At 56.7% G+C, this 25,389-nt stretch carries 19 protein-coding genes, 1 pseudogene and 1 riboswitch; of the genes and pseudogenes, 13 read left to right on the forward strand and 7 right to left on the reverse strand.

From position 1 onward, the window contains the following. Positions 1-162: 162 nt before the first annotated feature. Positions 163-843: an oligogalacturonate-specific porin KdgM family protein gene (locus tag BH712_RS15290; RefSeq protein WP_006808660.1), complete on the forward strand. Its 681-nt coding sequence runs from the start codon at positions 163-165 to the stop codon at positions 841-843. Between the two features lie 42 nt (positions 844-885). On the opposite strand, the gene metJ is transcribed toward BH712_RS15290, so the two are convergent. Continuing rightward, positions 886-1,203, reverse strand: coding sequence for a met regulon transcriptional regulator MetJ (gene metJ, locus BH712_RS15295; RefSeq protein ID WP_003862042.1), 318 nt, complete (start codon positions 1,201-1,203; stop codon positions 886-888). Positions 1,204-1,478: 275 nt separating this feature from the next. Between metJ and metB the strand changes: the two genes are divergently transcribed. The 4 genes from metB (at position 1,479) to katG (ending at position 8,551) form a co-directional block, all read left to right on the forward strand. Next, complete coding sequence (gene metB / locus BH712_RS15300) at positions 1,479-2,639, forward strand: cystathionine gamma-synthase (protein ID WP_006808659.1); 1,161 nt, start codon at positions 1,479-1,481, stop codon at positions 2,637-2,639. 2 nt (positions 2,640-2,641) lie between these two features. Further along, the gene (locus BH712_RS15305; protein WP_003862044.1) at positions 2,642-5,074 is read left to right on the forward strand and encodes a bifunctional aspartate kinase/homoserine dehydrogenase II; all 2,433 of its coding nucleotides are present in this window, start codon (positions 2,642-2,644) and stop codon (positions 5,072-5,074) included. A gap of 262 nt (positions 5,075-5,336) precedes the next feature. After that, entirely contained in the window at positions 5,337-6,227 is an 891-nt protein-coding gene (gene metF / locus BH712_RS15310; RefSeq protein ID WP_006808658.1) for a methylenetetrahydrofolate reductase, read from the forward strand. Between the two features lie 143 nt (positions 6,228-6,370). Continuing rightward, complete coding sequence (katG, locus tag BH712_RS15315) at positions 6,371-8,551, forward strand: catalase/peroxidase HPI (protein WP_006808657.1); 2,181 nt, start codon at positions 6,371-6,373, stop codon at positions 8,549-8,551. 91 nt (positions 8,552-8,642) lie between these two features. On the opposite strand, the gene gldA is transcribed toward katG, so the two are convergent. The 4 genes and pseudogenes from gldA to argE form a co-directional block, all read right to left on the reverse strand. Next, positions 8,643-9,746, reverse strand: coding sequence for a bifunctional L-1,2-propanediol dehydrogenase/glycerol dehydrogenase (gldA, locus tag BH712_RS15320; RefSeq protein ID WP_006808656.1), 1,104 nt, complete (start codon positions 9,744-9,746; stop codon positions 8,643-8,645). 12 nt (positions 9,747-9,758) lie between these two features. Continuing rightward, positions 9,759-9,875: pseudogene (locus BH712_RS25170) on the reverse strand (fructose-bisphosphate aldolase); the annotation flags it as partial. A 77-nt stretch (positions 9,876-9,952) separates the two neighbouring features. Continuing rightward, positions 9,953-12,604: a phosphoenolpyruvate carboxylase gene (ppc, locus tag BH712_RS15330; protein WP_006808654.1), complete on the reverse strand. Its 2,652-nt coding sequence runs from the start codon at positions 12,602-12,604 to the stop codon at positions 9,953-9,955. Between the two features lie 307 nt (positions 12,605-12,911). After that, positions 12,912-14,063, reverse strand: coding sequence for an acetylornithine deacetylase (gene argE / locus BH712_RS15335; protein WP_006808653.1), 1,152 nt, complete (start codon positions 14,061-14,063; stop codon positions 12,912-12,914). 88 nt (positions 14,064-14,151) lie between these two features. Between argE and argC the strand changes: the two genes are divergently transcribed. The 4 genes from argC to oxyR all read left to right on the forward strand — a co-directional run bounded on the left by argC (position 14,152) and on the right by oxyR (position 18,613). Next, positions 14,152-15,156, forward strand: a complete 1,005-nt coding sequence (gene argC / locus BH712_RS15340) for an N-acetyl-gamma-glutamyl-phosphate reductase (RefSeq protein ID WP_006808652.1) — start codon at positions 14,152-14,154, stop codon at positions 15,154-15,156. Positions 15,157-15,162: 6 nt separating this feature from the next. After that, complete coding sequence (argB, locus tag BH712_RS15345) at positions 15,163-15,939, forward strand: acetylglutamate kinase (RefSeq protein ID WP_006808651.1); 777 nt, start codon at positions 15,163-15,165, stop codon at positions 15,937-15,939. 77 nt (positions 15,940-16,016) lie between these two features. Then, entirely contained in the window at positions 16,017-17,390 is a 1,374-nt protein-coding gene (gene argH, locus BH712_RS15350; protein WP_006808650.1) for an argininosuccinate lyase, read from the forward strand. 305 nt (positions 17,391-17,695) lie between these two features. Next, positions 17,696-18,613, forward strand: a complete 918-nt coding sequence (gene oxyR / locus BH712_RS15355) for a DNA-binding transcriptional regulator OxyR (RefSeq protein WP_006808649.1) — start codon at positions 17,696-17,698, stop codon at positions 18,611-18,613. Here the strand turns inward: oxyR and sthA are convergent. Continuing rightward, entirely contained in the window at positions 18,596-19,996 is a 1,401-nt protein-coding gene (gene sthA / locus BH712_RS15360) for a Si-specific NAD(P)(+) transhydrogenase (RefSeq protein WP_032673463.1), read from the reverse strand. The genes oxyR and sthA overlap by 18 nt on opposite strands. 196 nt (positions 19,997-20,192) lie before the next feature. Between sthA and fabR the strand changes: the two genes are divergently transcribed. Both fabR and BH712_RS15370 read left to right on the forward strand, forming a co-directional pair. Continuing rightward, on the forward strand, positions 20,193-20,831 hold the full coding sequence (fabR, locus tag BH712_RS15365) for an HTH-type transcriptional repressor FabR (protein ID WP_003862059.1): 639 nt from the start codon (positions 20,193-20,195) through the stop codon (positions 20,829-20,831). Between the two features lie 9 nt (positions 20,832-20,840). Next, the gene (locus tag BH712_RS15370; protein ID WP_006808647.1) at positions 20,841-21,200 is read left to right on the forward strand and encodes a YijD family membrane protein; all 360 of its coding nucleotides are present in this window, start codon (positions 20,841-20,843) and stop codon (positions 21,198-21,200) included. 90 nt (positions 21,201-21,290) lie between these two features. Here BH712_RS15370 and trmA read toward each other — a convergent pair whose 3' ends face one another. Continuing rightward, positions 21,291-22,391 (reverse strand): tRNA (uridine(54)-C5)-methyltransferase TrmA, encoded by a 1,101-nt coding sequence (gene trmA, locus BH712_RS15375; RefSeq protein ID WP_006808646.1) that lies wholly within the window; start codon positions 22,389-22,391, stop codon positions 21,291-21,293. 104 nt (positions 22,392-22,495) lie between these two features. After that, a riboswitch (cobalamin riboswitch) is annotated at positions 22,496-22,671 on the forward strand. A 66-nt stretch (positions 22,672-22,737) separates the two neighbouring features. Between trmA and btuB the strand changes: the two genes are divergently transcribed. Next, positions 22,738-24,585 carry a TonB-dependent vitamin B12 receptor BtuB gene (btuB, locus tag BH712_RS15380; RefSeq protein WP_006808645.1) on the forward strand — a complete coding sequence of 616 codons (1,848 nt, stop codon included), beginning with the start codon at positions 22,738-22,740 and terminating at the stop codon, positions 24,583-24,585. After that, entirely contained in the window at positions 24,530-25,381 is an 852-nt protein-coding gene (gene murI / locus BH712_RS15385) for a glutamate racemase (RefSeq protein ID WP_032673462.1), read from the forward strand. The genes btuB and murI overlap by 56 nt, the downstream gene beginning before the upstream one ends. The last annotated feature ends 8 nt before the right edge of the window (positions 25,382-25,389 follow it).

The raw sequence follows: 25,389 nt of genomic DNA on the forward strand, positions 1-25,389 counted from the left end.
TTATCTCGGTATTCTTGGCCTGTTTGCCATTTTATTGCCGGAGGTGGCAATAAATAAAAGGTTTCCCTCTGGGGGTAAAATTACACTGCGCTCGACATATATTCATATTTGCCATTTCAACAGCGATGGCTTTCAGGGTGTATTTACGTTGAGGGAAAAAGGATGAAACTGAAGCAACTTTTATTCGTGCTTCCATTACTATCGTGCGCGGCGCAGGCGGGATATGTTGATTACCGACACGAGTATTACGATGATGGACGTAACTATGACCGTGTGTACATGTCACACCGTTTTGGCACGGGCTTTGGCGTGGCGGTAGAGGCTGTCTCGCGCTCCGATGAAAAGCAGTCTAATGATGCGCTCAATAATATGGAGAGCAACAGCAACGAATATACTGCCAGCTACCAGTTTACCTGGCAGGGATTTATCTGGCAGCCGGGTGTCGCGGTTGAAATGGGCGACGATATGGCTATCTATAAACCGTATTTACGCGTGCAGTATAATATCAATGACAGCTGGTGGACGGCGTTTCGTTATCGTACGGAATATACCCGTCGTAATGCAGACGGTAAAGATGACCGAACGGTATATCGCCCGGAAATGTGGCTGGGATATAATATCGATAACTGGATGTTCGAACTGAACGGAATTTATAAGTTCGCCGACAACGAAGATCTGTATAACAACAAAAAAGAGGATTACGAATATAACTTCCGCGTGGCGTATAACATTGATTCGTGGGTGCCGTTTGTGGAAGTGGGTAACGTCTCATCCGGCTATAACACTGCTACCACTGACGACCGACAGACGCGTCTGCGTGTCGGCTTAGGCTACAACTTCTGATAAACCCTCCCGCTGAGCACCCTCAGCGGGATCGCACCGCTGTTAGTATTCCCACGTCTCCGGGTCGATGCCCAGCTCACGCATGATTACCTTCGCCTCTTCCGGGATTTCGTCACTGCGCTCTTTGCGCAGATCGTCATCGTTCGGCAACGGTTGGCCGGTAAACGCATGCAGGAACGCTTCGCACAGCAGTTCACTGTTGGTTGCGTGACGCAGGTTGTTCACCTGACGACGCGTACGTTCATCGGTGAGGATCTTCAACACCTTCAGAGGAATGGACACCGTGATTTTCTTGACTTGCTCACTCTTCTTACCGTGCTCAGCGTATGGGCTGATATATTCGCCGCTCCATTCAGCCATGAGATACCTTTAATCCTCTCAGTCATTAATCTAAAGGTGCAAAACCGATAACCGACGGTTTTGAACCGTAATCTTGCGTAGTTTACCGTAGAGACGATACCGAGGCACGGATATTGCCGCTGTAGCGTGTCCTAAAGCATATAATTTTAACGGCTATTTGCGCATTGCTCAATCTATACGCAAAGAAGTTTAGATGTCCAGATGTATTGACGTCCATACTTTCAATGTTTACTCTGGTGGCTGACTTTTCACCTCATTCGCCAGGAAGCCTCACCATGACGCGTAAACAGGCCACCATCGCAGTGCGTAGCGGATTGAATGATGACGAGCAGTACGGCTGCGTTGTCCCGCCGATTCATCTTTCCAGTACCTATAATTTCACCGGATTTAATGAACCCCGCGCGCATGACTACTCGCGTCGTGGCAACCCTACGCGTGACGTCACCCAGCGCGCGCTGGCGGAACTGGAAGGCGGCGCTGGAGCAGTATTAACCAACACGGGCATGTCTGCCATCCACCTGGTGACCACGGTGTTCCTGAAACCTGGCGATCTGCTGGTGGCGCCGCACGACTGTTACGGGGGCAGCTATCGCCTGTTTGACAGCCTGGCGAAGCGCGGCTGCTACCGCGTGCTGTTTGTCGACCAAAACGACGAGCAGGCGCTGAAACAGGCGCTGGCCGAGCAGCCGAAGCTGGTTCTGGTGGAAAGTCCAAGCAATCCATTGTTGCGCGTAGTCGACATTGCGAAAATTTGTCAGCTCGCAAGGGATGCGGGAGCGATAAGTGTAGTGGATAATACGTTCCTCAGTCCGGCCCTTCAGAACCCACTGGCACTGGGTGCCGATCTGGTGTTGCATTCATGCACTAAATATCTGAACGGCCATTCTGACGTGGTCGCGGGCGTGGTGATTGCAAAAGATCCCGACGTTGTCACGGAACTGGCATGGTGGGCCAATAACATTGGCGTCACCGCGGGCGCGTTCGACAGCTATCTGCTGTTGCGCGGCATCCGCACGCTGTCGCCGCGGATGGAGGTGGCTCAGCGCAATGCCCAGGCGATTGTGGACTTCCTGAAAACCCAGCCGCTGGTGAAGAAGCTATATCACCCGTCGCTGCCGGAAAACCAGGGACACGAGATTGCTGCGCGCCAGCAGAAAGGATTTGGCGCGATGTTAAGTTTTGAACTGGACGGTGACGAGCAAACGCTGCGTCGCTTCCTGAGCGGGTTGTCATTGTTTACGCTGGCGGAATCCTTAGGGGGAGTTGAAAGCTTGATCTCCCACGCCGCGACCATGACGCACGCAGGTATGGCACCTGAAGCACGTGCCGCCGCCGGGATTTCCGAGACGCTGTTGCGTATCTCGACCGGTATTGAAGATTCTGAAGATTTAATTGCCGATCTGGAAAATGGCTTCCGGGTCGCAGCCAAGGGGTAATCATGAGTGTGATAGCGCAGGCAGGGGCGAAGGGTCGTCAGCTGCACAAGTTTGGTGGTAGTAGTCTTGCTGATGTGAAATGTTACCTGCGTGTCGCAGGGATCATGACCGAGTATTCACAGCCGGGGGACATGATGGTTGTCTCCGCGGCGGGCAGCACCACCAACCAGTTGATTAGCTGGCTGAAACTGAGCCAGACCGATCGCCTCTCTGCGCATCAGGTGCAACAGTCCTTACGTCGTTACCAGAGCGAACTGATTGCCGGTTTGCTGCCTGCGGACGTGGCGGACGGGCTGATTAGCGCCTTTACGCATGACCTTGAGCGCCTGGCAGCCCTGCTGGACAGCGGCATTACCGATGCGGTGTATGCGGAAGTGGTTGGCCACGGTGAAGTGTGGTCCGCACGTCTGATGGCCGCCGTGCTGCAACATCTTGGCGTAGAAGCCGCCTGGCTCGACGCGCGTGATTTTCTGCGTGCCGAACGCGCCGCGCAGCCGCAGGTGGACGAAGGGTTGTCTTACCCGCTGCTGCAACAGCTGCTGGTGCAACATCCCGGTAAACGTATTGTCGTCACCGGCTTTATCAGCCGCAGCAACGCGGGTGAAACCGTCCTGCTGGGCCGTAACGGTTCGGACTACTCGGCAACGCAAATTGGTGCGCTGGCGGGCGTGTCCCGCGTCACCATCTGGAGCGACGTGGCCGGTGTCTACAGCGCGGACCCGCGCAAAGTGAAAGATGCCTGTCTGCTGCCGCTGCTGCGTCTCGACGAAGCGAGCGAACTGGCGCGTCTGGCGGCCCCGGTGCTGCACGCGCGCACGCTACAGCCGGTTTCCGGCAGCGACATCGACCTGCAACTACGCTGTAGCTACACGCCGGATCAGGGTTCTACCCGCATTGAACGCGTGCTGGCATCCGGCACGGGCGCGCGCATCGTTACCAGCCACGACGACATTTGCCTGATTGAGTTCCAGGTGCCTGCGGGCCAGGATTTCAAACTGGCGCACAAAGATATCGACACTATCCTGAAACGTGCCCAGGTGCGTCCGCTGGCCGTTGGCGTGCATAACGATCGCCAGCTGTTGCAGTTCTGCTATACCGCCGAAGTGGTGGACAGCGCCCTGAAAATTCTGGATGAAGCGGGCCTGCCGGGCGAGCTTCGCCTGCGTCAGGGGCTGGCGCTGGTGGCGATGGTGGGCGCGGGCGTCACCCGCAATCCGCTGCACTGCCACCGCTTCTGGCAGCAGCTGAAAGGCCAGCCGGTTGAGTTTACCTGGCAGTCGGAAGAGGGCATCAGCCTGGTTGCCGTGCTGCGCAAGGGGCCAACCGAAAGCCTGATTCAGGGTCTGCACACCTCGCTGTTCCGCGCGGAAAAACGCATCGGCCTGGTACTGTTCGGGAAAGGGAATATCGGTTCCCGCTGGCTGGAACTGTTCGCTCGCGAGCAGGTGACGCTTTCGGCGCGTACCGGGTTTGAATTCATTCTCGCAGGCGTGGTGGACAGCCGCCGCAGCCTGCTGAACTACGAAGGGCTGGACGCCAGCCGCGCGCTGGCCTTCTTCAACGATGAAGCGGTTGAGCAGGACGAAGAGTCGCTGTTCCTGTGGATGCGCGCGCACCCGTATGACGATCTGGTGGTGCTGGACGTGACCGCCAGCGAACAGCTGGCCGATCAGTATCTGGATTTCGCCAGCCACGGTTTCCACGTCATCAGCGCCAACAAACTGGCGGGAGCGAGCAGCACTGACAAATATCGCCAGATCCATGACGCATTCGAAAAAACGGGCCGTCACTGGCTGTATAACGCCACCGTTGGCGCAGGTCTGCCGGTTAACCATACCGTGCGCGACCTGATTGAAAGCGGCGACAGCATTCTGGCGCTGAGCGGCATCTTCTCCGGCACGCTCTCCTGGCTGTTTTTGCAGTTTGATGGCACCGTTCCGTTCACCGACCTGGTGGATCAGGCGTGGCAGCAGGGCTTAACCGAGCCGGATCCGCGCGTGGATCTTGCCGGTAAAGATGTGATGCGTAAGCTGGTGATCCTGGCGCGTGAAGCGGGCTACGACATTGAGCCGGGTCAGGTACGCGTTGAGTCTCTGGTGCCAGCGGGCTGTGAGGAAGGGTCTGTCGATCACTTCTTCGAGAACGGTGACGAGCTGAACGAGCAGATGGTGCAACGTCTGGAAGCGGCTAACGAGATGGGGCTGGTGCTGCGTTACGTGGCACGCTTCGAGGCGAACGGTAAAGCGCGCGTGGGCGTAGAGGCGGTGCGGCCTGAGCATCCGCTGGCGGCATTGCTGCCGTGCGATAACGTCTTCGCCATCGAGAGCCGCTGGTATCGCGATAACCCGCTGGTGATCCGTGGCCCTGGTGCCGGACGCGATGTGACCGCTGGCGCCATTCAGTCTGATATTAATCGTCTGGCTAAGCTGCTGTAATCTCTCCCCCTCACCCCAGCCCTCTCCCCAAAGGGGAGAGGGTGTAATCGTTCCCTCTCCCCTTTGGGGAGAGGGTTAGGGTGAGGGGGCCTCTTCACCCTCATCCTGAATTTCTCTCATCTTCCCTGAGCAAACCTCACCGTTATTGTGATTATTTCTGTTGACGTCACGCCGCTTTTCCGTCATTTTTACATCTGGACGTCTAAACGTATAGAAGTTCACAACACAACAAACAACGACACGCGAAAGATAGAGGTAAGGTATGAGCTTTTTTCACGCCAACCAGCGGGAAGCCCTGAATCAGAGCCTGGCTGAAGTAAACGGCCAGATTAATGTCTCTTTTGAATTTTTCCCGCCGCGCACCAGTGAAATGGAGCAAACCCTGTGGAGCTCTATCGATCGCCTGAGCAGCCTGAAGCCTAAGTTCGTCTCCGTGACCTACGGCGCTAACTCCGGTGAGCGTGACCGCACACACAGCATCATTAAGGGCATTAAAGACCGAACCGGTCTGGAAGCAGCGCCGCACCTGACCTGTATCGACGCCACCCGCGATGAACTGCGCGCCATTGCCCAGGACTACTGGAATAACGGCATTCGCCACATTGTGGCCCTGCGCGGCGACCTCCCGCCAGGCAGCGGTAAGCCAGAGATGTTTGCCGCCGATCTGGTCGGGCTGCTGAAAGACGTTGCTGACTTTGATATCTCCGTGGCCGCCTACCCTGAAGTTCACCCGGAAGCAAAAAGCGCCCAGGCGGATCTGCTCAACCTGAAGCGTAAAGTGGAAGCCGGAGCCAACCGCGCAATTACTCAGTTCTTCTTTGACGTGGAAAGCTACCTGCGCTTTCGCGACCGCTGCGTCTCGGCGGGTATTGATGTCGAAATCATCCCTGGCATTCTGCCGGTCTCGAACTTCAAACAGGCGAAGAAATTTGCAGATATGACCAACGTGCGCATTCCGCTGTGGATGTCCAAAATGTACGAGGGGCTGGACGACGATGCGGAAACCCGCAAGCTGGTGGGTGCCAATATCGCGATGGATATGGTGAAGATTTTAAGCCGCGAAGGGGTGAAAGATTTCCACTTCTACACGCTAAACCGCGCGGAAATGAGTTACGCGATTTGCCATACGCTCGGTGTTCGCCCGGCGCTGTAAAGCAAAGACCCTCATAAAGTGAGGGTTTTTTAATCGAACAGAAAATTAAAAGGTATTGGCTATCGAATCTGTGGATTAATTCAACTATCTCTTATCGCTAGTGGTGTATATCGTAACGGTAACACTGTAAAGGGAGCATAGCGATGAGCACGTCAGACGAGACCAATAACGCGGCATCCGCCGGCAAATGTCCGTTCCACCAGGGCGGCGTCGATCATAGCGCGGGTGCAGGTACCGGCAGCAAAGAGTGGTGGCCTAAACAACTTCGCATCGATCTTCTGAACCAACATTCCAACCGTTCGAACCCTCTGGGTGAAGACTTCGACTACCGCAAAGAATTCAGCAAGCTCGACTATTCCGCCCTTAAAGGCGATCTCAAAGCCCTTTTAACCGATTCTCAACCATGGTGGCCTGCCGACTGGGGCAGCTATGCGGGCCTGTTTATCCGTATGGCCTGGCACGGCGCCGGTACTTACCGCTCCGTTGACGGACGCGGCGGCGCCGGACGCGGTCAGCAACGCTTTGCGCCGCTGAACTCCTGGCCGGATAACGTCAGCCTGGATAAGGCTCGCCGTCTGCTGTGGCCAATTAAGCAAAAATACGGACAAAAAATTTCCTGGGCCGACCTGTTTATCCTCGCGGGTAACGTGGCGCTGGAAAACTCCGGCTTCCGCACCTTTGGTTTTGGTGCTGGGCGTGAAGACGTCTGGGAACCGGATCTGGACGTGAACTGGGGCGATGAAAAAGCCTGGCTGACCCACCGTGACCCGGAAGCGCTGGCGAAGCGCCCGCTGGCGGCCACCGAAATGGGCCTGATTTACGTTAACCCGGAAGGGCCAAACGCCAGCGGTGAACCGCTGTCTGCGGCGGCGGCGATCCGCGCTACCTTTGGCAATATGGGCATGAACGACGAAGAGACCGTCGCGCTGATTGCAGGCGGCCATACGCTCGGTAAAACGCACGGCGCAGGCGAAGCCACGCACGTTGGCACTGACCCGGAAGCGTCGCCGATTGAAGCGCAGGGCTTAGGCTGGGCCAGCACGCACGGCACCGGTATTGGCGCTGACGCCATCACCTCCGGGCTGGAAGTCATCTGGTCACAAACCCCGACCCAGTGGAGCAACTACTTCTTCGAGAACCTGTTCAAATACGAATGGGTGCAGACCCGCAGCCCGGCAGGCGCAATTCAGTTTGAAGCCGTGGATGCGCCGGAAATTATGCCTGACCCGTTCGACCCGTCGAAAAAACGCAAGCCAACCATGCTGGTCACCGACCTGACGCTGCGTTTTGACCCGGAATTCGAGAAAATTTCCCGTCGCTTCCTGAACGATCCGCAGGCCTTCAACGAAGCCTTTGCGCGCGCGTGGTTTAAGCTGACCCACCGCGATATGGGGCCGAAATCCCGTTATATTGGTCCGGAAGTGCCGAAAGAAGATCTGATTTGGCAGGATCCGCTGCCTCAGCCGGTGTTCCATCCGACGCAGGAAGATATTGAAAGCCTGAAAGCGGAAATCGTGGCCTCTGGTCTCTCCGTGAGCGAGCTGGTTTCCGTGGCCTGGGCGTCGGCATCGACCTTCCGCGGCGGCGACAAGCGTGGCGGCGCTAACGGCGCACGTCTGGCGCTGGCGCCTCAGCGCGACTGGGATGTGAACGCCGCGGCAGTGCGGGCGTTACCGGCTCTGGAAGCAATCCAGCGCACCACGAATAAAGCTTCACTGGCCGATATCATCGTGCTGGCAGGCGTTGTGGGCGTCGAACAGGCGGCGAAAGCGGCGGGCGTTTACGTCAACGTTCCGTTTACCCCAGGCCGCGTGGATGCGCGTCAGGACCAGACGGATATCGAGATGTTTAACCTGCTCGAACCGATTGCCGACGGCTTCCGCAACTACCGTGCGCAGGTGGATGTGTCCACCACCGAGTCACTGTTGATTGATAAAGCCCAACAGCTGACCCTGACCGCGCCGGAACTGACGGTGCTGATCGGCGGTCTGCGCGTACTGGGCGCAAACTTCGATGGCAGCAAAAATGGCGTGTTCACCAACCGCGAGGGCGTGCTGAGCAACGACTTCTTCGTGAATCTGCTGGATATGAACACCCAGTGGAAAGCGGCTGACGACTCAAACGAGCTGTTTACCGGTAGCGATCGCGCCAGCGGCGAAGTTAAATACACCGCCACCCGCGCCGACCTGGTCTTCGGCTCCAACGCCGTCCTGCGTGCGCTGGCCGAAGTTTACGCCAGCAGCGATGCACACGAGAAGTTCGTCCGCGACTTCGTTGCCGCCTGGGCGCGAGTGATGGATTTGGATCGGTTTGACGTGAAGTAACCATTGTGCCGGGTGGCGGCTACGCCTTACCCGGCCTACAAATGAAAGTGCCATTGTGCCGGGTAGGCGTAGCCGCCACCCGGCTTTTTCGTTACTCCCACTCCTGCAAGAACCGCTGTCCGTACTGGTCCGCCACCAGCAGCGCCGCATACACCTGATCCGGCGTTACGCCGCCAGGCATGTTGTGAATGGTTTCCCCTTCGGCACAGGACGCTTCCGCGATCAGCCGCATTTTGGCCGGGATATCCTCTTTGATGTTCAGCTGTGCCAGGGTGATCGGCAGCCCAACGCTGTGGCAGAGCGCGGCGACGGTCTCAATTTCTTCAACCGGTGCGTTCTCCAGTACCAGCTGCGTCAGCGTGCCGAACGCGACCTTTTCACCATGATAGAAATGGTGCGCATCCGGTACCGCCGTCATGCCGTTGTGAATGGCGTGAGCCGCCGCCAGCCCGCCGCTTTCAAAGCCCACACCGCTCAGATAAGTGTTGGCTTCGATAATGCGTTCCAGAGCAGGCGTGACCACGTGCTGTTCCGCCGCGAGCATCGCCTTCTCACCTTCTTCAACCAGCGTGTTGTAGCACAGTTCAGCCAGCGCTAACGCCGCCTGCGTGCACTTGCCGCCTGCCATGGTGGTAGCACCGCTGCGTGAGCAGGCGCGCGCTTCAAACCAGGTTGCGAGGGCATCGCCTATCCCGGCGGCCAGCAGGCGCGCAGGTGCGCCTGCCACCACTTTGGTGTCGACTATTACCATGTTCGGGTTGTGCGGCAGCATCAGGTAGCGATCAAACTCGCCGCTGTCGGTATAAATTACGGAGAGGGCGCTGCACGGCGCATCGGTGGAGGCAATGGTCGGGGCAATGGCCACCGGCACGTCCATAAAGTGGGCCAGCGCTTTGGCGGTATCCAGCGTTTTACCGCCGCCGATCCCCAGCACCGCCAGGCAGTCGGCGCTGTCTGCCAGCTTTTTCAGACGATCGATTTCATTTTGCGAACATTCGCCGCCAAACGGTGCGATTTCGGCATGGAGTCCGGCATTTTTAAAACTCTGCCGCAGGGTTTCTTCAGCAAAACCCAGAACAAATTTATCGCCCACCACCAGCCAGCGATTCGCCAGCGGCTTCAGGTAGTCGCCGAGACGGGTGAGAACATCTGCGCCCTGGATGTATTTCCCCGGCGATTGAATGATACGGTCCATAACATTACTCCCTTAGTGTTTGAGGTAAATCCTGTCCTGTTCGAACTGCACTAAGAGTGACTCTACTCCCGGCGTGCCGGACTTTTGTTGCGCTACGTCTAAGGGAAACGTGATTGCCTGACAGGTGGCAAAAAATGAGAGGGATATCAGGGAAGGGGAGAGATCGAGATGTGCCCGGCAAGCGTAACGCTGCCGGGCACCGAGCATTAACCGGTGTTGCGCATACCCGCCGCAACGCCTGCAATTGTTACCATCAGCGCCTGTTCAACGCGCGGATCCGGCTCTTTACCTTCCTCTTCCGCCAGGCGGGAACGGTGCAGCAGTTCAGCCTGTAAAACGTTCAGCGGGTCGGTGTAAATATTACGCAACTGGATAGACTCGGCGATCCACGGCAGGTCTTCCATCAGGTGGGAGTCGTTGGCAATATCCAGCACCACTTTAATGTCGCCTTCCAGCAGCTCGCGCAGCTCTTTACCCAGCGCCCACAACTCTGGTTTCACCAGACGCTGATCGTAGTATTCCGCCAGCCACAGGTCGGCTTTCGAGAAGACCATCTCCAGCATCCCCAGACGGGTTGAGAAGAACGGCCAGTCGCGGCACATGGTTTCCAGTTCGCTCTGCTTACCGTCTTCCACCACTTTTTGCAGCGCGGCACCGGCACCCAGCCAGGCGGGCAACATCAGGCGGTTCTGCGTCCAGGCGAAGATCCACGGTATGGCGCGCAGGGATTCGACACCGCCGGTCGGGCGACGCTTGGCCGGACGCGAACCCAGCGGCAGTTTACCCAGCTCCTGTTCAGGCGTGGCTGAACGGAAGTAAGGGACGAAATCTTTGTTTTCACGCACGTAGCCGCGGTACAGATCGCAGGAGATGTCTGACAGCTCGTCCATAATCCGGCACCAGGACTCTTTTGGCTCCGGCGGCGGCAGCAGGTTGGCTTCCAGGATCGCACTGGTATAGAGCGACAGGCTGCTGATGGTCACTTCCGGCAGGCCGTACTTGAAGCGGATCATCTCGCCCTGCTCGGTCACGCGCAGGCCGCCTCTCAGGCTTCCCGGTGGTTGAGAGAGCAGCGCTGCGTGTGCAGGCGCACCGCCACGGCCAATGGATCCGCCGCGTCCGTGGAACAGGGTCAGTTCAATACCGGCTTTCTCGCAGGTTTTGATTAGCGCGTCCTGCGCCTGATACTGTGCCCAGGAAGCCGCCATCACGCCCGCATCTTTCGCGGAGTCGGAATAGCCAATCATCACCATCTGTTTGCCCTGAATAAAGCCGCGATACCAGTCGATGTTCAGCAGCTGGGTCATGACGTCGTTGGCGTTGTTCAGGTCATCGAGGGTCTCAAACAGCGGAGCGACCGGCAGGGCGTAGTCAATGCCCGCTTCTTTCAGCAGCAGGTGAACGCCCAGCACGTCGGACGGAGTCTTCGCCATGGAGATCACATAGGCGGCCACCGATCCTTTCGGCGCATCCACGATCGCTTTACAGGTGTTGAGCACTTCGCGGGTGTCGTTGCTTGGCTCCCAGTTGCGCGGCAGCAGCGGGCGCTTGGAGTTCAGCTCGCGGATCAGGAACGCCTGTTTGTCGGCTTCTGACCAGCTTTCATAGTCGCCGATGCCGAGATAGCGAGTCAGCTCGCCCAGCGCTTCCGTATGACGGGTGCTTTCCTGACGCACATCGATACGCACCAGCGGCACGCCGAAACACTTCACGCGGCGCAAGGTATCGAGCAGTTCGCCGTTGGCGATGATGCCCATCCCACAGGCCTGGAGAGATTTATAGCAGGCGTACAGCGGCTCCCAGAGCTGTTCGTTCTGGCTCAGCAGACCTTCCGGCTTCGGCAGGCGCTGGCCTTTCAGACGCGCTTCCAGCCAGGCCTGAGTCGCCATCAGCTGACCGCGCAGTTTTTTCATCAGGAAACGGTACGGCTCGCTGGCGCCTTCTTCACCCGCCAGCGCGCGCAGTTCCGGCGTCGCTTCTACCATCGACAGTTCGGAGATCAGCACCTGAATATCTTTCAGGAACAGATCGGTCGCTTTCCAGCGGCTCAGCAGCAGGACGTGGCGGGTGATCTCCGCGGTCACGTTCGGGTTACCGTCGCGGTCGCCGCCCATCCAGGAGGTGAAGCGTACCGGCACAAAGTCGACCGGCAGACGGTAGCCGAGGTTCTCTTCCAGCTGTTCGTTCAGCTCGCGCAGATAGTTAGGTACACCTTCCCACAGGCTGTTTTCCACCACCGCAAAGCCCCATTTGGCTTCGTCGACCGGGCTTGGGCGGTGCTTACGAATTTCATCCGTGTGCCAGGACTGGGCAATCAGCTGGCGCAGACGACGCATCAGCTGGTTACGTTCATAGTCGGCGATGTCTTTGTTATCCAGTTGCTTCAGACAGTTGTTCACTTCCACCATTTTGTGGATCAGCGTACGACGGGTGATTTCAGTTGGGTGTGCGGTCAGCACCAGCTCCAGCGAAAGGGATTCCACCGCTTTTTTGATGGTGGCTTCGTTGAGGTCGGGCTGGTCTTTGAGTTTGCGCAGGGTGCGGGCAATGACTTCCGGGTTGCTGGCCGCTTCGCCTTTCGGCGAAATGCTGTGGTATTGCTCAGCGGTGTTTGCCAGATTCAGGAACTGGCTGAAGGCGCGGGCAACGGGCAGCAGCTCATCGTTGGAGAGGTTCTGCAAGGTGGTGAGCAGCTCCTGACGATTGGCCTCGTTACCGGCGCGGGAAGATTTGGACAGCTTGCGGATGGTTTCAACGCGGTCGAGGATATTTTCCCCCAGTGCGTCTTTGATGGTATCTCCAAGCACTTTGCCGAGCATACTGACATTACTACGCAACGCGGAATATTGTTCGTTCATAAAAACCCAGTCACCCCATCATTTTTGTTTATGCCCATGCGAAAATCTTCTGGACATTATTTTGTCATCTCCCTTTATAAAGCCACGTAAAACCCCCGTCGTCAATTGCTGCGAAAACGGTTCAGCAAACGAATAAATGCGGGCAATTTACGAAATTTAATTCGCATTGCGTCAGATAAGAGATGCTTATGGGAATGTGACGGAGATCGCGGGATTTACTCCCTCACCCTGCCCTCTCCCCAAAGGGGAGAGGGAACTTGAACACCCTCTCCCCTTTGGGGAGAGGGCAGGGTGAGGGGGCTGTTTATTAATGCCAGCAGAAGTGATGCACAACCTGGGTAATCAACTCGCGGGTGGGCTTGATGAAGCGGGTTTCCAGATATTCATCCGGCTGATGGGCCTGGTTAATGGAGCCTGGACCCAGAACCAGCGTCGGGCACAGCGTCTGAATAAACGGTGCTTCGGTGCAGTAGTTCACCACGTCGGTTTTCTCACCGAGAAGCTTTTCCACCACTTCGACCAGCTGGTGGTCCGGCGGACATTCATAGCCTGGAATCGGTGGATGCAGTTCAGAAACCGTCAGACGTCCCGGCCAGCGCTCGCTCACTGGTGCCAGCGCTTCGTTCAGTAAGCCATCCAGATCGCTCAGGGTCATGCCCGGCAGCGGACGGATATCCATATGCAGCTCGCAGCAGGCGCAGATGCGGTTGGACGCATCACCGCCGTGCAGGCTGCCGAGGTTAAGCGTTGGGTAAGGCACGGTGAACGCCTCGTAGTGATAGCGCTCTTTCAGGTCGTCGCGCAGGGCCATGATGCGGCCAATGGCGTCATGCATCAGCTCGATGGCGTTCACGCCGCGCGCCGGATCGCTGGAGTGGCCGGACTGACCCAGTACGCGCACCGCGGTTGAAATATGGCCTTTGTGCGCACGAATCGGTTGCAGAGAGGTGGGTTCACCGATGATCGCGCAGTCCGGGCGAATCGACGTATTTTCAGAGAAATAACGTGCGCCCGCCATGCTGGTCTCTTCATCGGCGGTCGCCAGAATGTAGAGCGGCTTTTTCAGGGTTGTCACGTCCACGTCACGCAGCGCGTCGAGGATAAAGGCGAAGAAGCCCTTCATGTCGGCGGTGCCCAGACCATAAAGCTTGTTGTCATGCTCGGTCAGGGTGAACGGATCGCGCGTCCAGCGGCCATCGTCAAACGGTACGGTGTCGGTGTGGCCAGCCAGCAGCAGGCCGCCAGCGCCATGTCCGGTACTGGCGAGCAGGTTAAATTTGTGGCGTGTTCCGGGGACGGGCTGAACCTCAACGTTAAACCCAAGATCGCTAAACCAACCCGCCAGCAGATTGATTAAAGACTCATTGCTCTGATCCAGTGCTTCTTCCGTCGCGCTGATGGAGGGTGTGGCAATCAGGGCGCGGTAAATCTCGATAAATGGCGGTAAGTTCATTTTCATTGTTGACACACCTTAGGTCGTGATAGTATCAATATTCATGCAATAAATGTGAATAAAAATACATTAACGTTGAGCATAAAGGAACCCGATGTTGAATACGCTGATTGTAGGCGCTAGCGGTTATGCGGGCGCAGAGCTTGTAAGCTACGTGAATCGCCACCCTCATATGACCATAACCGCTTTGACCGTGTCTGCGCAAAGCAATGATGCCGGAAAGTTAATTTCCGATTTGCATCCGCAGCTTAAGGGCGTGGTTGATTTGCCTTTGCAGCCCATGTCTGACATCAGCGAGTTCACCGACGGCGTTGACGTGGTGTTTTTAGCCACGGCGCATGAAGTCAGCCACGACCTGGCACCGCAGTTTTTAGCGGCTGGCTGCGTGGTCTTTGACCTCTCCGGCGCGTTTCGCGTTAACGACAGCGCGTTCTACGAAAAATATTACGGTTTCACCCATCAGCACCCGGAACTGCTCGAAAAAGCGGTGTATGGCCTGGCGGAGTGGAGCGCAGATAAACTGAAAGAAGCGAACCTGATTGCCGTGCCGGGCTGCTACCCGACGGCGGCGCAGCTTTCCCTGAAGCCGCTGATCGACGCGGGTCTGCTGGATCTGAGCCAGTGGCCAGTGATCAACGCCACCAGCGGCGTGAGCGGCGCCGGGCGCAAAGCGGCGATCTCCAACAGCTTCTGCGAAGTGAGCCTTCAGCCGTATGGCGTGTTTAATCACCGTCATCACCCTGAAATCACCACCCATCTGGGGGCGGAGGTGATCTTCACCCCGCACCTCGGCAGCTTCCCGCGTGGGATCCTCGAAACCATTACCTGCCGCCTGAAGCCGGGCGTGACCAAAGAGCAGGTGAGCGAGGTCTTCACGCAGGCGTATGCGGATAAACCGCTGGTGCGCCTGTATGACAAAGGCGTGCCGGCGTTGAAAAACGTGGTTGGCCTGCCGTTCTGCGACATCGGCTTCGCCGTGCAGGACGAGCATCTGATTGTGGTCGCCGCAGAAGACAACTTACTCAAAGGCGCTGCCGCACAGGCAATGCAGTGTGCAAATATTCGTTTCGGCTTCCCTGAAACGCAGGCTCTTATTTAAGGTGTGATGATGAACCCATTAATTATCAAACTCGGTGGTGTACTGCTGGACAGCGAAGAAGCGCTGGAGCGTCTGTTTACCGCGCTGGTGAACTATCGCGAATCACATCAACGTCCGCTGGTGATTGTGCACGGCGGCGGCTGCGTGGTGGATGAGCTGATGAAAGGGCTCAACCTGCCGGTGAAAAAGAAGAACGGCCTGCGCGTCACCCCTGCTGACCAGATTGACATCATCACCGGTGCGCTGGCGGGTACGGCGAATAAAACGCTGCTGGCGTGGGCAAAGAAACACCACATTGCGTCCGTTGGCCTCTACCTGGGCGACGGCGACAGCGTAAAAGTGACCCAGCTCGACGAAGAGCTTGGTCATGTTGGACTGGCGCAGCCAGGTTCGCCTAAGCTGATTAACACCCTGCTGGAAGGCGGTTTCCTGCCGGTAGTTAGTTCTATCGGCGTGACCGAAGAGGGCGAGCTGATGAACGTCAACGCGGACCAGGCGGCAACCGCGCTGGCGGCTACGCTGGGCGCAGACCTGATCCTGCTCTCCGACGTGAGCGGCATTCTGGACGGCAAAGGCCAGCGCATTGCGGAAATGACCGCCGCGAAAGCCGAGCAGCTGATCGATCAGGGCATTATTACCGACGGCATGATCGTTAAAGTGAACGCCGCGCTGGATGCGGCCCGCACGCTGGGTCGCCCGGTGGATATCGCCTCCTGGCGCCACGCGGAGCAGCTTCCGGCGTTGTTTAACGGCACGCCGATTGGCACGCGTATTTTAGCGTAATCGATTTAATGTTTTGTAGGCCCGGTAAGCGCAGCGCCACCGGGCAATGAAATTCAAAGATATTAAGGAAGCATGTTATGGCACTTTGGGGTGGGCGTTTTACACAGGCAGCGGATCAGCGGTTCAAACAGTTCAACGACTCTTTGCGCTTTGACTACCGCCTGGCCGAACAGGATATTGTCGGCTCTGTGGCCTGGTCCAAAGCGCTGGTGACCGTTGGCGTGCTGACCGCAGATGAACAGCAGCAGCTGGAAGAGGCGCTGAACAATCTGCTGGAAGAGGTGCGTCTGGATCCGGAGCAAATCCTCCAGAGCGATGCCGAAGATATTCACAGCTGGGTGGAAGGCAAACTCATCGACAAAGTCGGCCAGCTGGGTAAAAAGCTGCATACCGGGCGTAGCCGTAATGACCAGGTTGCGACCGACCTGAAGCTGTGGTGTAAAGAGACCGTCGGTGAGCTGCTGGCGGCGAATCGTCAGTTGCAGAGCGCGCTGGTGGACACCGCGCAGAACAATCAGGACGCGGTGATGCCGGGTTATACCCACCTGCAACGCGCGCAGCCGGTGACGTTCGCGCACTGGTGTCTGGCCTATGTTGAGATGCTGGCGCGTGATGAAAGCCGTTTACAGGATACCTTAAAGCGTCTGGACGTCAGTCCGCTGGGCAGCGGCGCGCTGGCCGGAACGGCATATGAGATCGATCGCGAGCAGCTGGCAGGCTGGCTGGGCTTTGCCTCCGCCACCCGCAACAGTCTGGACAGCGTCTCTGACCGCGACCACGTGCTGGAGCTGCTCTCGAATGCCTCTATCGGGATGGTGCACCTGTCGCGCTTTGCCGAAGATCTGATCTTCTTTAACTCTGGCGAAGCCGGGTTTGTGGAGCTATCCGACCGTGTGACGTCCGGCTCATCCCTGATGCCGCAGAAGAAAAACCCGGATGCGCTGGAACTGATCCGCGGTAAATGTGGCCGCGTGCAGGGCGCGCTGACCGGTATGATGATGACCCTGAAAGGGCTGCCGCTGGCGTATAACAAAGATATGCAGGAAGACAAAGAAGGGCTGTTCGACGCGCTCGACACCTGGCTGGACTGTCTGCATATGGGGGCGCTGGTGCTGGACGGCATTCAGGTGAAACGTCCGCGCTGCCAGGAAGCGGCGCAGCAGGGGTATGCTAACTCTACCGAGCTGGCGGACTACCTGGTGGCGAAAGGCGTACCGTTCCGCGAGGCGCACCATATTGTGGGTGAAGCGGTGGTGGAAGCGATTCGTCAGGGTAAAGCCCTTGAAGAGCTGGCGCTTGCCGACCTGCAAAAATTCAGCGCAGTTATCGCGGAGGATGTCTACCCGATTCTGGCATTGCAGTCGTGCCTGGATAAGCGTGCAGCGAAAGGCGGCGTATCGCCGAAGCAGGTAGCGCAGGCGATTGCGGAGGCGAAAAACCGGTTGGTTTGAATAGTGCGGGCTGGTGCCCTCACCCCGGCCCTCTCCCACAGGGAGAGGGAGAAATACGGAGCCTGGCTTAGTGCTGGGCTTTATTTTTTGCAAAAAAAAGCGGACCACGGGGTCCGCAAAAGTTCACGTTGGCTTTAGTTTTTCGAGTTTTGAGAGAAACTCGATGACGGTGCGGGGTCTTTTTGGGTCAAACACGGGCCGCCTCGTCTATGTGGTGTATTATTCAACAGAAAGCTTGATAGGGATAATCGTTCGTTGCTATGCTATCTATCGCCATGAACTATCGTGGCGACGGAGGATGAATAATGAATATTCGTGATCTTGAATACCTGGTAGCGTTAGCCGAGCACCGCCATTTTCGCCGCGCGGCAGACTCCTGCCACGTCAGCCAGCCGACGCTGAGCGGTCAGATCCGCAAGCTGGAAGATGAGCTGGGCGTGATGCTGCTGGAGCGCACCAGCCGTAAGGTACTGTTCACGCAGGCAGGTCTGCTGCTGGTGGATCAGGCGCGCACCGTACTGCGCGAGGTCAAAGTGCTCAAGGAAATGGCAAGCCAGCAGGGGGAGGCGATGTCCGGCCCGCTGCATATTGGCCTGATCCCAACCGTTGGCCCGTACCTGTTGCCGCAAATCATTCCGATGCTGCACCAGACGTTCCCGAAACTTGAAATGTACCTGCATGAAGCGCAAACCCATCAGCTGCTGGCCCAGTTAGACAGCGGCAAGCTCGACTGTGCGATTCTGGCGCTGGTCAAAGAGAGTGAAGCGTTTATTGAAGTACCGCTGTTCGATGAGCCGATGATGCTGGCGATCTATGAAGATCACCCGTGGGCGAACCGCGATCGCGTGCCGATGGCCGATCTGGCCGGTGAAAAGCTGCTGATGCTGGAAGATGGTCACTGCCTGCGCGATCAGGCGATGGGCTTCTGCTTCGAAGCGGGTGCCGATGAAGATACCCATTTCCGCGCAACTAGCCTGGAAACGCTGCGTAATATGGTCGCGGCGGGAAGCGGTATTACGCTGCTGCCTGCGCTGGCGGTGCCGCACGAGCGTAAACGTGATGGCGTGGTCTATCTGCCGTGCATTAAGCCAGAACCGCGTCGCACCATTGGTCTGGTTTATCGTCCCGGGTCACCGCTGCGCAGCCGCTATGAGCAGCTGGCAGAGGCCATCCGCGGTGCGATGGATGGCCATTTCGACAACGCGTTAAAACAGGCGGTTTAAGCCATTCAGCGCGGCTACCCGATAGGCTTCCGCCATGGTCGGGTAGTTAAAGGTGGTGTTAACGAAGTACTCAATGGTGTTGCCACCACCTTTTTGCTCCATGATCGCCTGGCCGATGTGAATGATTTCCGCCGCGCGTTCACCGAAGCAGTGAATACCGAGGATCTCTTTCGTCTCGCGGTGGAACAGGATCTTCAGCGTACCCACGCTCATTCCCACGATTTGCGCCCGTGCCAGATGTTTAAACTGGGCACGACCCACCTCGTAAGGCACCTTCATGGCCGTCAGCTGCTGCTCGGTTTTGCCGACAGAACTGATTTCCGGAATGGTGTAGATCCCCGTCGGGATATCTTCAATAAGATGCGCCGTCGCCTCACCTTTCACCAGCGCCTGTGCGGCGATGCGGCCCTGATCGTAAGCGGCGGAGGCCAGGCTTGGATAACCAATCACGTCGCCCACCGCGTAAACATGCGGCAGCGCAGTCTGGTACATGCTGTTGACCTTGAGCTGACCGCGGCTGTCGGTTTCAAGCCCGATATTCTCCAGATGCAATGAGTCCGTGTTGCCGGTACGGCCGTTGGCGTACAGCAGGCAGTCCGCTTTCAGCTTCTTACCGGATTTCAGGTGCATGATCACACCGTCGTCGCAGCCTTCGATTTTCTCGTACTCTTCGTTGTGGCGAATCACTACCCCGCTGTTCCAGAAGTGGTAGGAGAGGGAATCTGACATCTCCTGATCGAGGAACGCCAGCAGCCGGTCGCGGGTGTTGATCAGATCAACTTTGACCTCCATTCCCCGGAAGATCGACGCATATTCACAGCCAATTACGCCCGCGCCATAGATGATTACATGGCGTGGCTCGTGGTGCAGGCTGAGGATAGAGTCGCTGTCGTAAATGCGCGGGTGCGAGAAGTCCACGTCTGCCGGATGGTACGGACGGGAACCGCAGGCAATCACAAACTTTTCAGCGGTGAGCGTCTCGACCGAACCGTCGTGGCACTCCAGCGCCAGGGTGTGTTCATCCACAAAATGCGCGTTCCCTTGCAGAATTTCACAGTGGTTACGCTCATAGAAACCCTGACGCATGCGCGTCTGCTGGTTAATGACCGTGTCTGCGTGATTCAGGATATCGGCAAAGGAAGAACGAAGAAGTCGGGAGTGGTCGCTGTAAAGAGGGTTTTGGTTAAATTCGATAATGCGGCTAACGGCGTGGCGGAGGGCTTTCGAAGGGATAGTGCCCCAGTGGGTGCAACCGCCGCCGACATTATGGTAGCGCTCAATAACCGCTACTCTGGCTCCCTGTTTTACCAGACCCATAGCAGCACCTTCGCCGCCGGGGCCGGAACCAATAACTATTGCGTCGTAATCGTAGGAATGTGGCATGGCAAGGCTTACCTGTTCTTATACATAAAAGCAACAGAATCATAACATCATTGCCAGGGTAACCCAATTATCGTTGTGCTTTTTTCGGGCAGTGGAGCACAAACCGCCCGTAAACAATCATTCACAAAGCCAGGTAAACAGATTAATTTTATTCTCTGGTATAGTGCCAACGGGCCTTTGGAAGGATTCAACTATCGTGATGGGCGTAAGAGCACAACAAAAAGAGAAAACCCGGCGTTCGCTGGTGGAAGCCGCATTCAGTCAACTGAGTGCTGAGCGGAGTTTTGCCAGTTTAAGCCTGCGTGAAGTGGCGCGCGAGGCCGGGATTGCGCCAACGTCCTTCTATCGTCATTTCCGTGATGTGGATGAACTGGGCCTGACCATGGTCGACGAGAGCGGTTTGATGCTGCGCCAGCTTATGCGTCAGGCGCGTCAGCGTATCGCCAAAGGCGGCAGCGTGATCCGCACCTCCGTCTCGACGTTTATGGAATTTATCGGCAATAACCCGAACGCGTTCCGCCTGCTGTTGCGCGAACGTTCCGGCACGTCAGCCGCGTTTCGTGCCGCCGTCGCGCGTGAAATTCAGCATTTCATCGCGGAACTTGCCGACTATCTTGAACTCGAAAACCATATGCCGCGTGCGTTTACTGAAGCACAGGCCGAGGCAATGGTGACGATTGTTTTCAGCGCGGGTGCCGAAGCGCTGGATGTCAGCATTGAACAACGTAAGCAACTCGAAGAGCGACTGGTATTGCAGCTGCGGATGATTTCTAAAGGTGCGTACTACTGGTATCGCCGTGAACAAGAGAAGTTGGCACATCAAAACGATGAGTGAAGGTGAGTAATGAAACAGTCAGGTCAGGATAAAGGAACGTTGTTGCTGGCATTGATCGCTGGCTTATCCATTAATGGTACGTTTGCGGCGGTGTTCAGCTCAATTGTACCGTTCTCGATTTTCCCCATTATTGCGCTGGTGCTGACGGTGTACTGCCTGCATCAACGTTATTTGAACCGCACTATGCCTGTCGGATTACCGGGGCTGGCCGCAGCCAGTTTTATTCTGGGTGTACTGTTGTACAGCACCGTGGTGCGTGCAGAGTATCCGGATATTGGTTCTAACTTCCTGCCTGCGGTGCTGTCCGTGGCGCTGGTGTTCTGGATTGGCTCTCGCATGCGTAGCCGCAAGAGCCAGTTGCCAGAGTAAAGGGTTTTGTCATTGTAGGCCGGATAAGCGAAGCGCCATCCGGCTTTTTTGGCAGGTGGCGCTTCGCTGACCTGCCCTACAAGGCCCACATTACTTCGCCGTGAGCAGTACGCCGCACTCCATATGGTGCGTATACGGGAACTGATCGAACAACGCCAGACGTTCAACCTTGTGCGTCTGGCTCAATGTTTCCAGATTCTTGCACAGCGTCTCCGGGTTACAGGAGATGTACAAAATACGCGGGTACGCCTGCACCATCTTCTCGGTTTCACTGTCCAGGCCACTGCGCGGCGGATCGACAAAAATTGTCTCACACTGGTAGCTTTTCAAATCAATCCCTTGCAGGCGGTTAAACTCACGTACCCCGTTCATCGCCTGGGTAAACTCTTCTGCCGCCATACGAATGATTTGCACGTTATCAATATGGTTAGCGGCGATGTTGTACTGCGCGGCTGCCACCGACGGTTTGGCGATTTCCGTCGCCAGCACGCGCTCGAAGTTACGCGCCAGCGCCAGCGAGAAGTTGCCATTACCACAGTAGAGTTCCAGCAGATCGCCCGTCGATCCTTCCGTCGCGTTCAGCGCCCACTCCAGCATCTGTACGTTCATGGCGGCGTTCGGCTGGGTGAAGCTGTTCTCCACCTGACGGTAAACCATCTCTTTACCTGCCACCGGCAGACGCTCGTCGATGTAATCCTGATCGAGCATGATTTTGGTTTTAGTCGCGCGGCCAATCAGGTGCACGTTAATGTTCTGCGCCCGCAGCGCATCACGCAGGGCTTCTGCCTGTTCGCGCCACTCGTCGGTCAGCGCTTTGTGATAGAGCAGAGAGACAATGGCCTGATTGCTTTGGGTGGTCAGGTAGTCGATCTGGAACAGCTTGTTGCGCAGCACCGGATTGTTGCGCACACCGTCGATCATCAGCGTCATCAACTGGTTAATCAGTTCGCTCGCCGCCGGAAAACTGTCTACGCGAATACGGGATTTCGTCTGCTGATCGAAAATGATGTGGTACAGGTCATCGCCGTCGTGCCAGATGCGGAATTCGGCGCGCATACGGTAGTGGCTGACCGGAGAACGAAACACCTCGGGAACGGGCGCGTTGAAAGGCGTCATCATACTTTGCAGGCGGACAACTTTTTCTGCCAGCTGTGCGTCGTACTGTTCTGTCGGGAGGTGTTCGGGGGTCATGATGCGTCCTGAGTGATAAAGAATTACGCGGGGATTGTAGGGATTGTGCAGTGGATGTCCAGATTTAATGGCTAATAGCTGTCTGGACATCTATACGTGTCTAATTGTAGCATTCTGTTTCCGGTCTCCTGAGAGTGAAAAGGGAATCCAGTGTAAATCTGGAGCTGACGCGCAGCGGTAAAGACTGGCGGGATGAGAGTTGTAGACACTGTGAAAACGGGAAGTCTTCATCCGTATAACGCCACCCAGCCCGAAGACCTGCCGGGATCACGTCGCATTTGGTTTCATCATCGCGTGCTATCGATGAGGCCTGCGGCATCCTTCTTATATTGTGGATGCTTTAACAATGATTAAAAAAGTATCGCTGTTGACGGCGTTGTCCGTCACGGCATTTTCGGGCTGGGCGCAGGAAAGCGCTGACTCGTTGGTGGTGACAGCAAACCGTTTTGAACAACCTGAAAAATCTGTTCTGGCTGCAACGTCTGTCGTGACGCGGGCCGATATCGATCGCTGGCAATCCACCACGGTTCTGGATGTCATGCGTCGCCTGCCCGGCGTAGATACGGCGCAAAATGGCGGGATGGGGCAGCTCTCTTCTCTCTTTATACGCGGTACGAACTCCAGCCACGTCCTGATTCTCGTCGATGGCATCCGCCTTAACCAGGCGGGCGTTACGGGGTCGTCCGATCTCAGCCAGTTTCCGATCTCCCTGGTGCAACGCATCGAATACATTCGTGGACCGCGTTCGGCAGTGTACGGCTCGGATGCGATTGGTGGCGTAGTCAACATTATCACTACGCGTGCGAAGGATGGCACAACGCTGAATGCTGGCGTTGGGACGCACGGCTTCCAGAATTATGGTGGCAGCACCCAGCAAACGTTGGGTGACAGTACGCGCGTTACGCTGGCAGGGGATTACACCTACACAAAAGGTTTTGACGTCGTTGCGGACGGTAATAATGGCGGCCTTGCCCAGACCGATCGCGACGGTTTTATGAATAAAACGCTCTACGGCGCACTGGAGCATGCTTTCTCTGAACAATGGAGTGGTTTCGTTCGCGGCTATGGTTACAGCAACCGTACCGCCTATGACGGCTATTACAGTTCATTTTCCCCTGATGTACTGGTCGATACCCGCCAGCTCTATAGCCAGACCTGGGATGCCGGATTGCGGTTTAACCAGGATATTTTCCATTCACAGTTGCTCTCCAGCTACAGTCACAGCAAAGACTACAATTACGATCCGCACCTTGGACGCTATGACTCCACGGCTACCCTGGATGAAATCAAACAGTACAATGTTCAGTGGACCAACTCTGTTGACGTGGGGCATGGCAACATCGGCGCGGGCGTTGACTGGCAGAAGCAGAGCACCGAGCCGGGTACCAACTACGTAACTAACGCCTACGACCTGCGTAACACCGGCGTCTACCTGACCGGGTTGCAGCAGTTTGGAGATTTCACTCTGGAGGCGGCGGCCCGCAGCGATGACAACTCTCAGTTTGGTCGCCATGGTACGTGGCAAAGTAGCGCAGCCTGGGAGTTCGTTGACGGTTACCGCTTCATAGCCTCTTATGGCACGGCCTATAAAGCGCCGAATCTGGGTCAGCTCTATGGCTTCTACGGCAATGCCCATCTTGATCCTGAAGAGAGCAAGCAGTGGGAAGGGGCGTTTGAAGGCCTGACGGCGGGCGTGAGCTGGCGCGTATCCGGCTATCGTAATGACGTTGATAATCTCATCGACTTCAATAATAACCTTCAGCAATATTACAACGTCGGCAAAGCACGCATTAAAGGTGTAGAAGCGACAGCGTCGTTTGATACGGGTCCGTTGACGCATACCGTGGGCTACGACTATGTGGATGCCCGCAATGCGGCAACCAACCAACTTCTGGATCGTCGTGCTAAGCAGCAGGTGAAGTATCAGCTCGATACAGAGATCTATGATGTTGACTGGAGCCTGACGTATCACTATCTCGGCACACGCTACGACACCGACTTTGGAACCTATCCGTCAGAGAAAGTTAAAATGGGCGGCGTCAGCCTCTGGGATGTCGCGGTTTCATATCCTGTCACCTCTCATCTCACAGTTCGTGGTAAAATAGCCAACCTGTTCGATAAAGATTACGAGACAGTTTATGGCTACCAAACTGCAGGACGGGAATACACCTTGTCTGGCAGCTACACCTTCTGATCCGCGTCCCACCGTGCTGGTGTTCGATTCCGGCGTCGGTGGGCTTTCGGTCTATGATGAGATTCGGCAGCTCCTGCCGAATCTCCATTACATCTACGCCTTCGATAACGTCGCGTTCCCGTATGGGGAAAAGAGTGAAGACTTTATTGTTGAGCGTGTGGTTGAAATCGTCACCGCGGTACAAAAGCGTTATCCCCTGGCGCTGGCAGTCATTGCCTGTAATACGGCAAGCACGGTCTCTCTTCCTGCCCTGCGCGAAAAATTCCCGTTCCCGGTTGTGGGCGTTGTCCCGGCAATCAAACCTGCGGCGCGTCTGACGGCGAACGGCATTGTGGGGTTGCTGGCTACGCGCGGTACGGTAAAACGTCCTTATACGCGTGAGCTTATTGAGCGCTTTGCCAACGAATGCCAGATCGCCATGCTCGGCTCTGCGGAGCTGGTGGAAATGGCGGAAGCGAAACTGCACGGCGAGACGGTATCGCTTGAAGAGCTGCGCCGCATTCTGCGTCCGTGGCTGCGGATGCAGGAACCACCGGATACGGTTGTTCTTGGCTGCACCCATTTCCCGCTATTACAGGAGGAGCTGTTAAAGGTCCTGCCTGAAGGGACCCGGCTGGTGGATTCCGGTGCGGCGATTGCGCGTCGGACGGCCTGGCTGCTGGAACACGAGGCGCCGGATGCGAAATCAGCGGATGCAAACATCGCGTTCTGTATGGCGATAACAAAAGAAACCGAACAACTTTTGCCCGTTTTGCGGCGTTATGGCTTCGAAACGCTCGAAAAACTGGCGCTGTAGCACGGTTT

The sequence above is a fragment of the Enterobacter hormaechei ATCC 49162 genome, from assembly GCF_001875655.1.
Classification (GTDB): domain Bacteria; phylum Pseudomonadota; class Gammaproteobacteria; order Enterobacterales; family Enterobacteriaceae; genus Enterobacter; species Enterobacter hormaechei.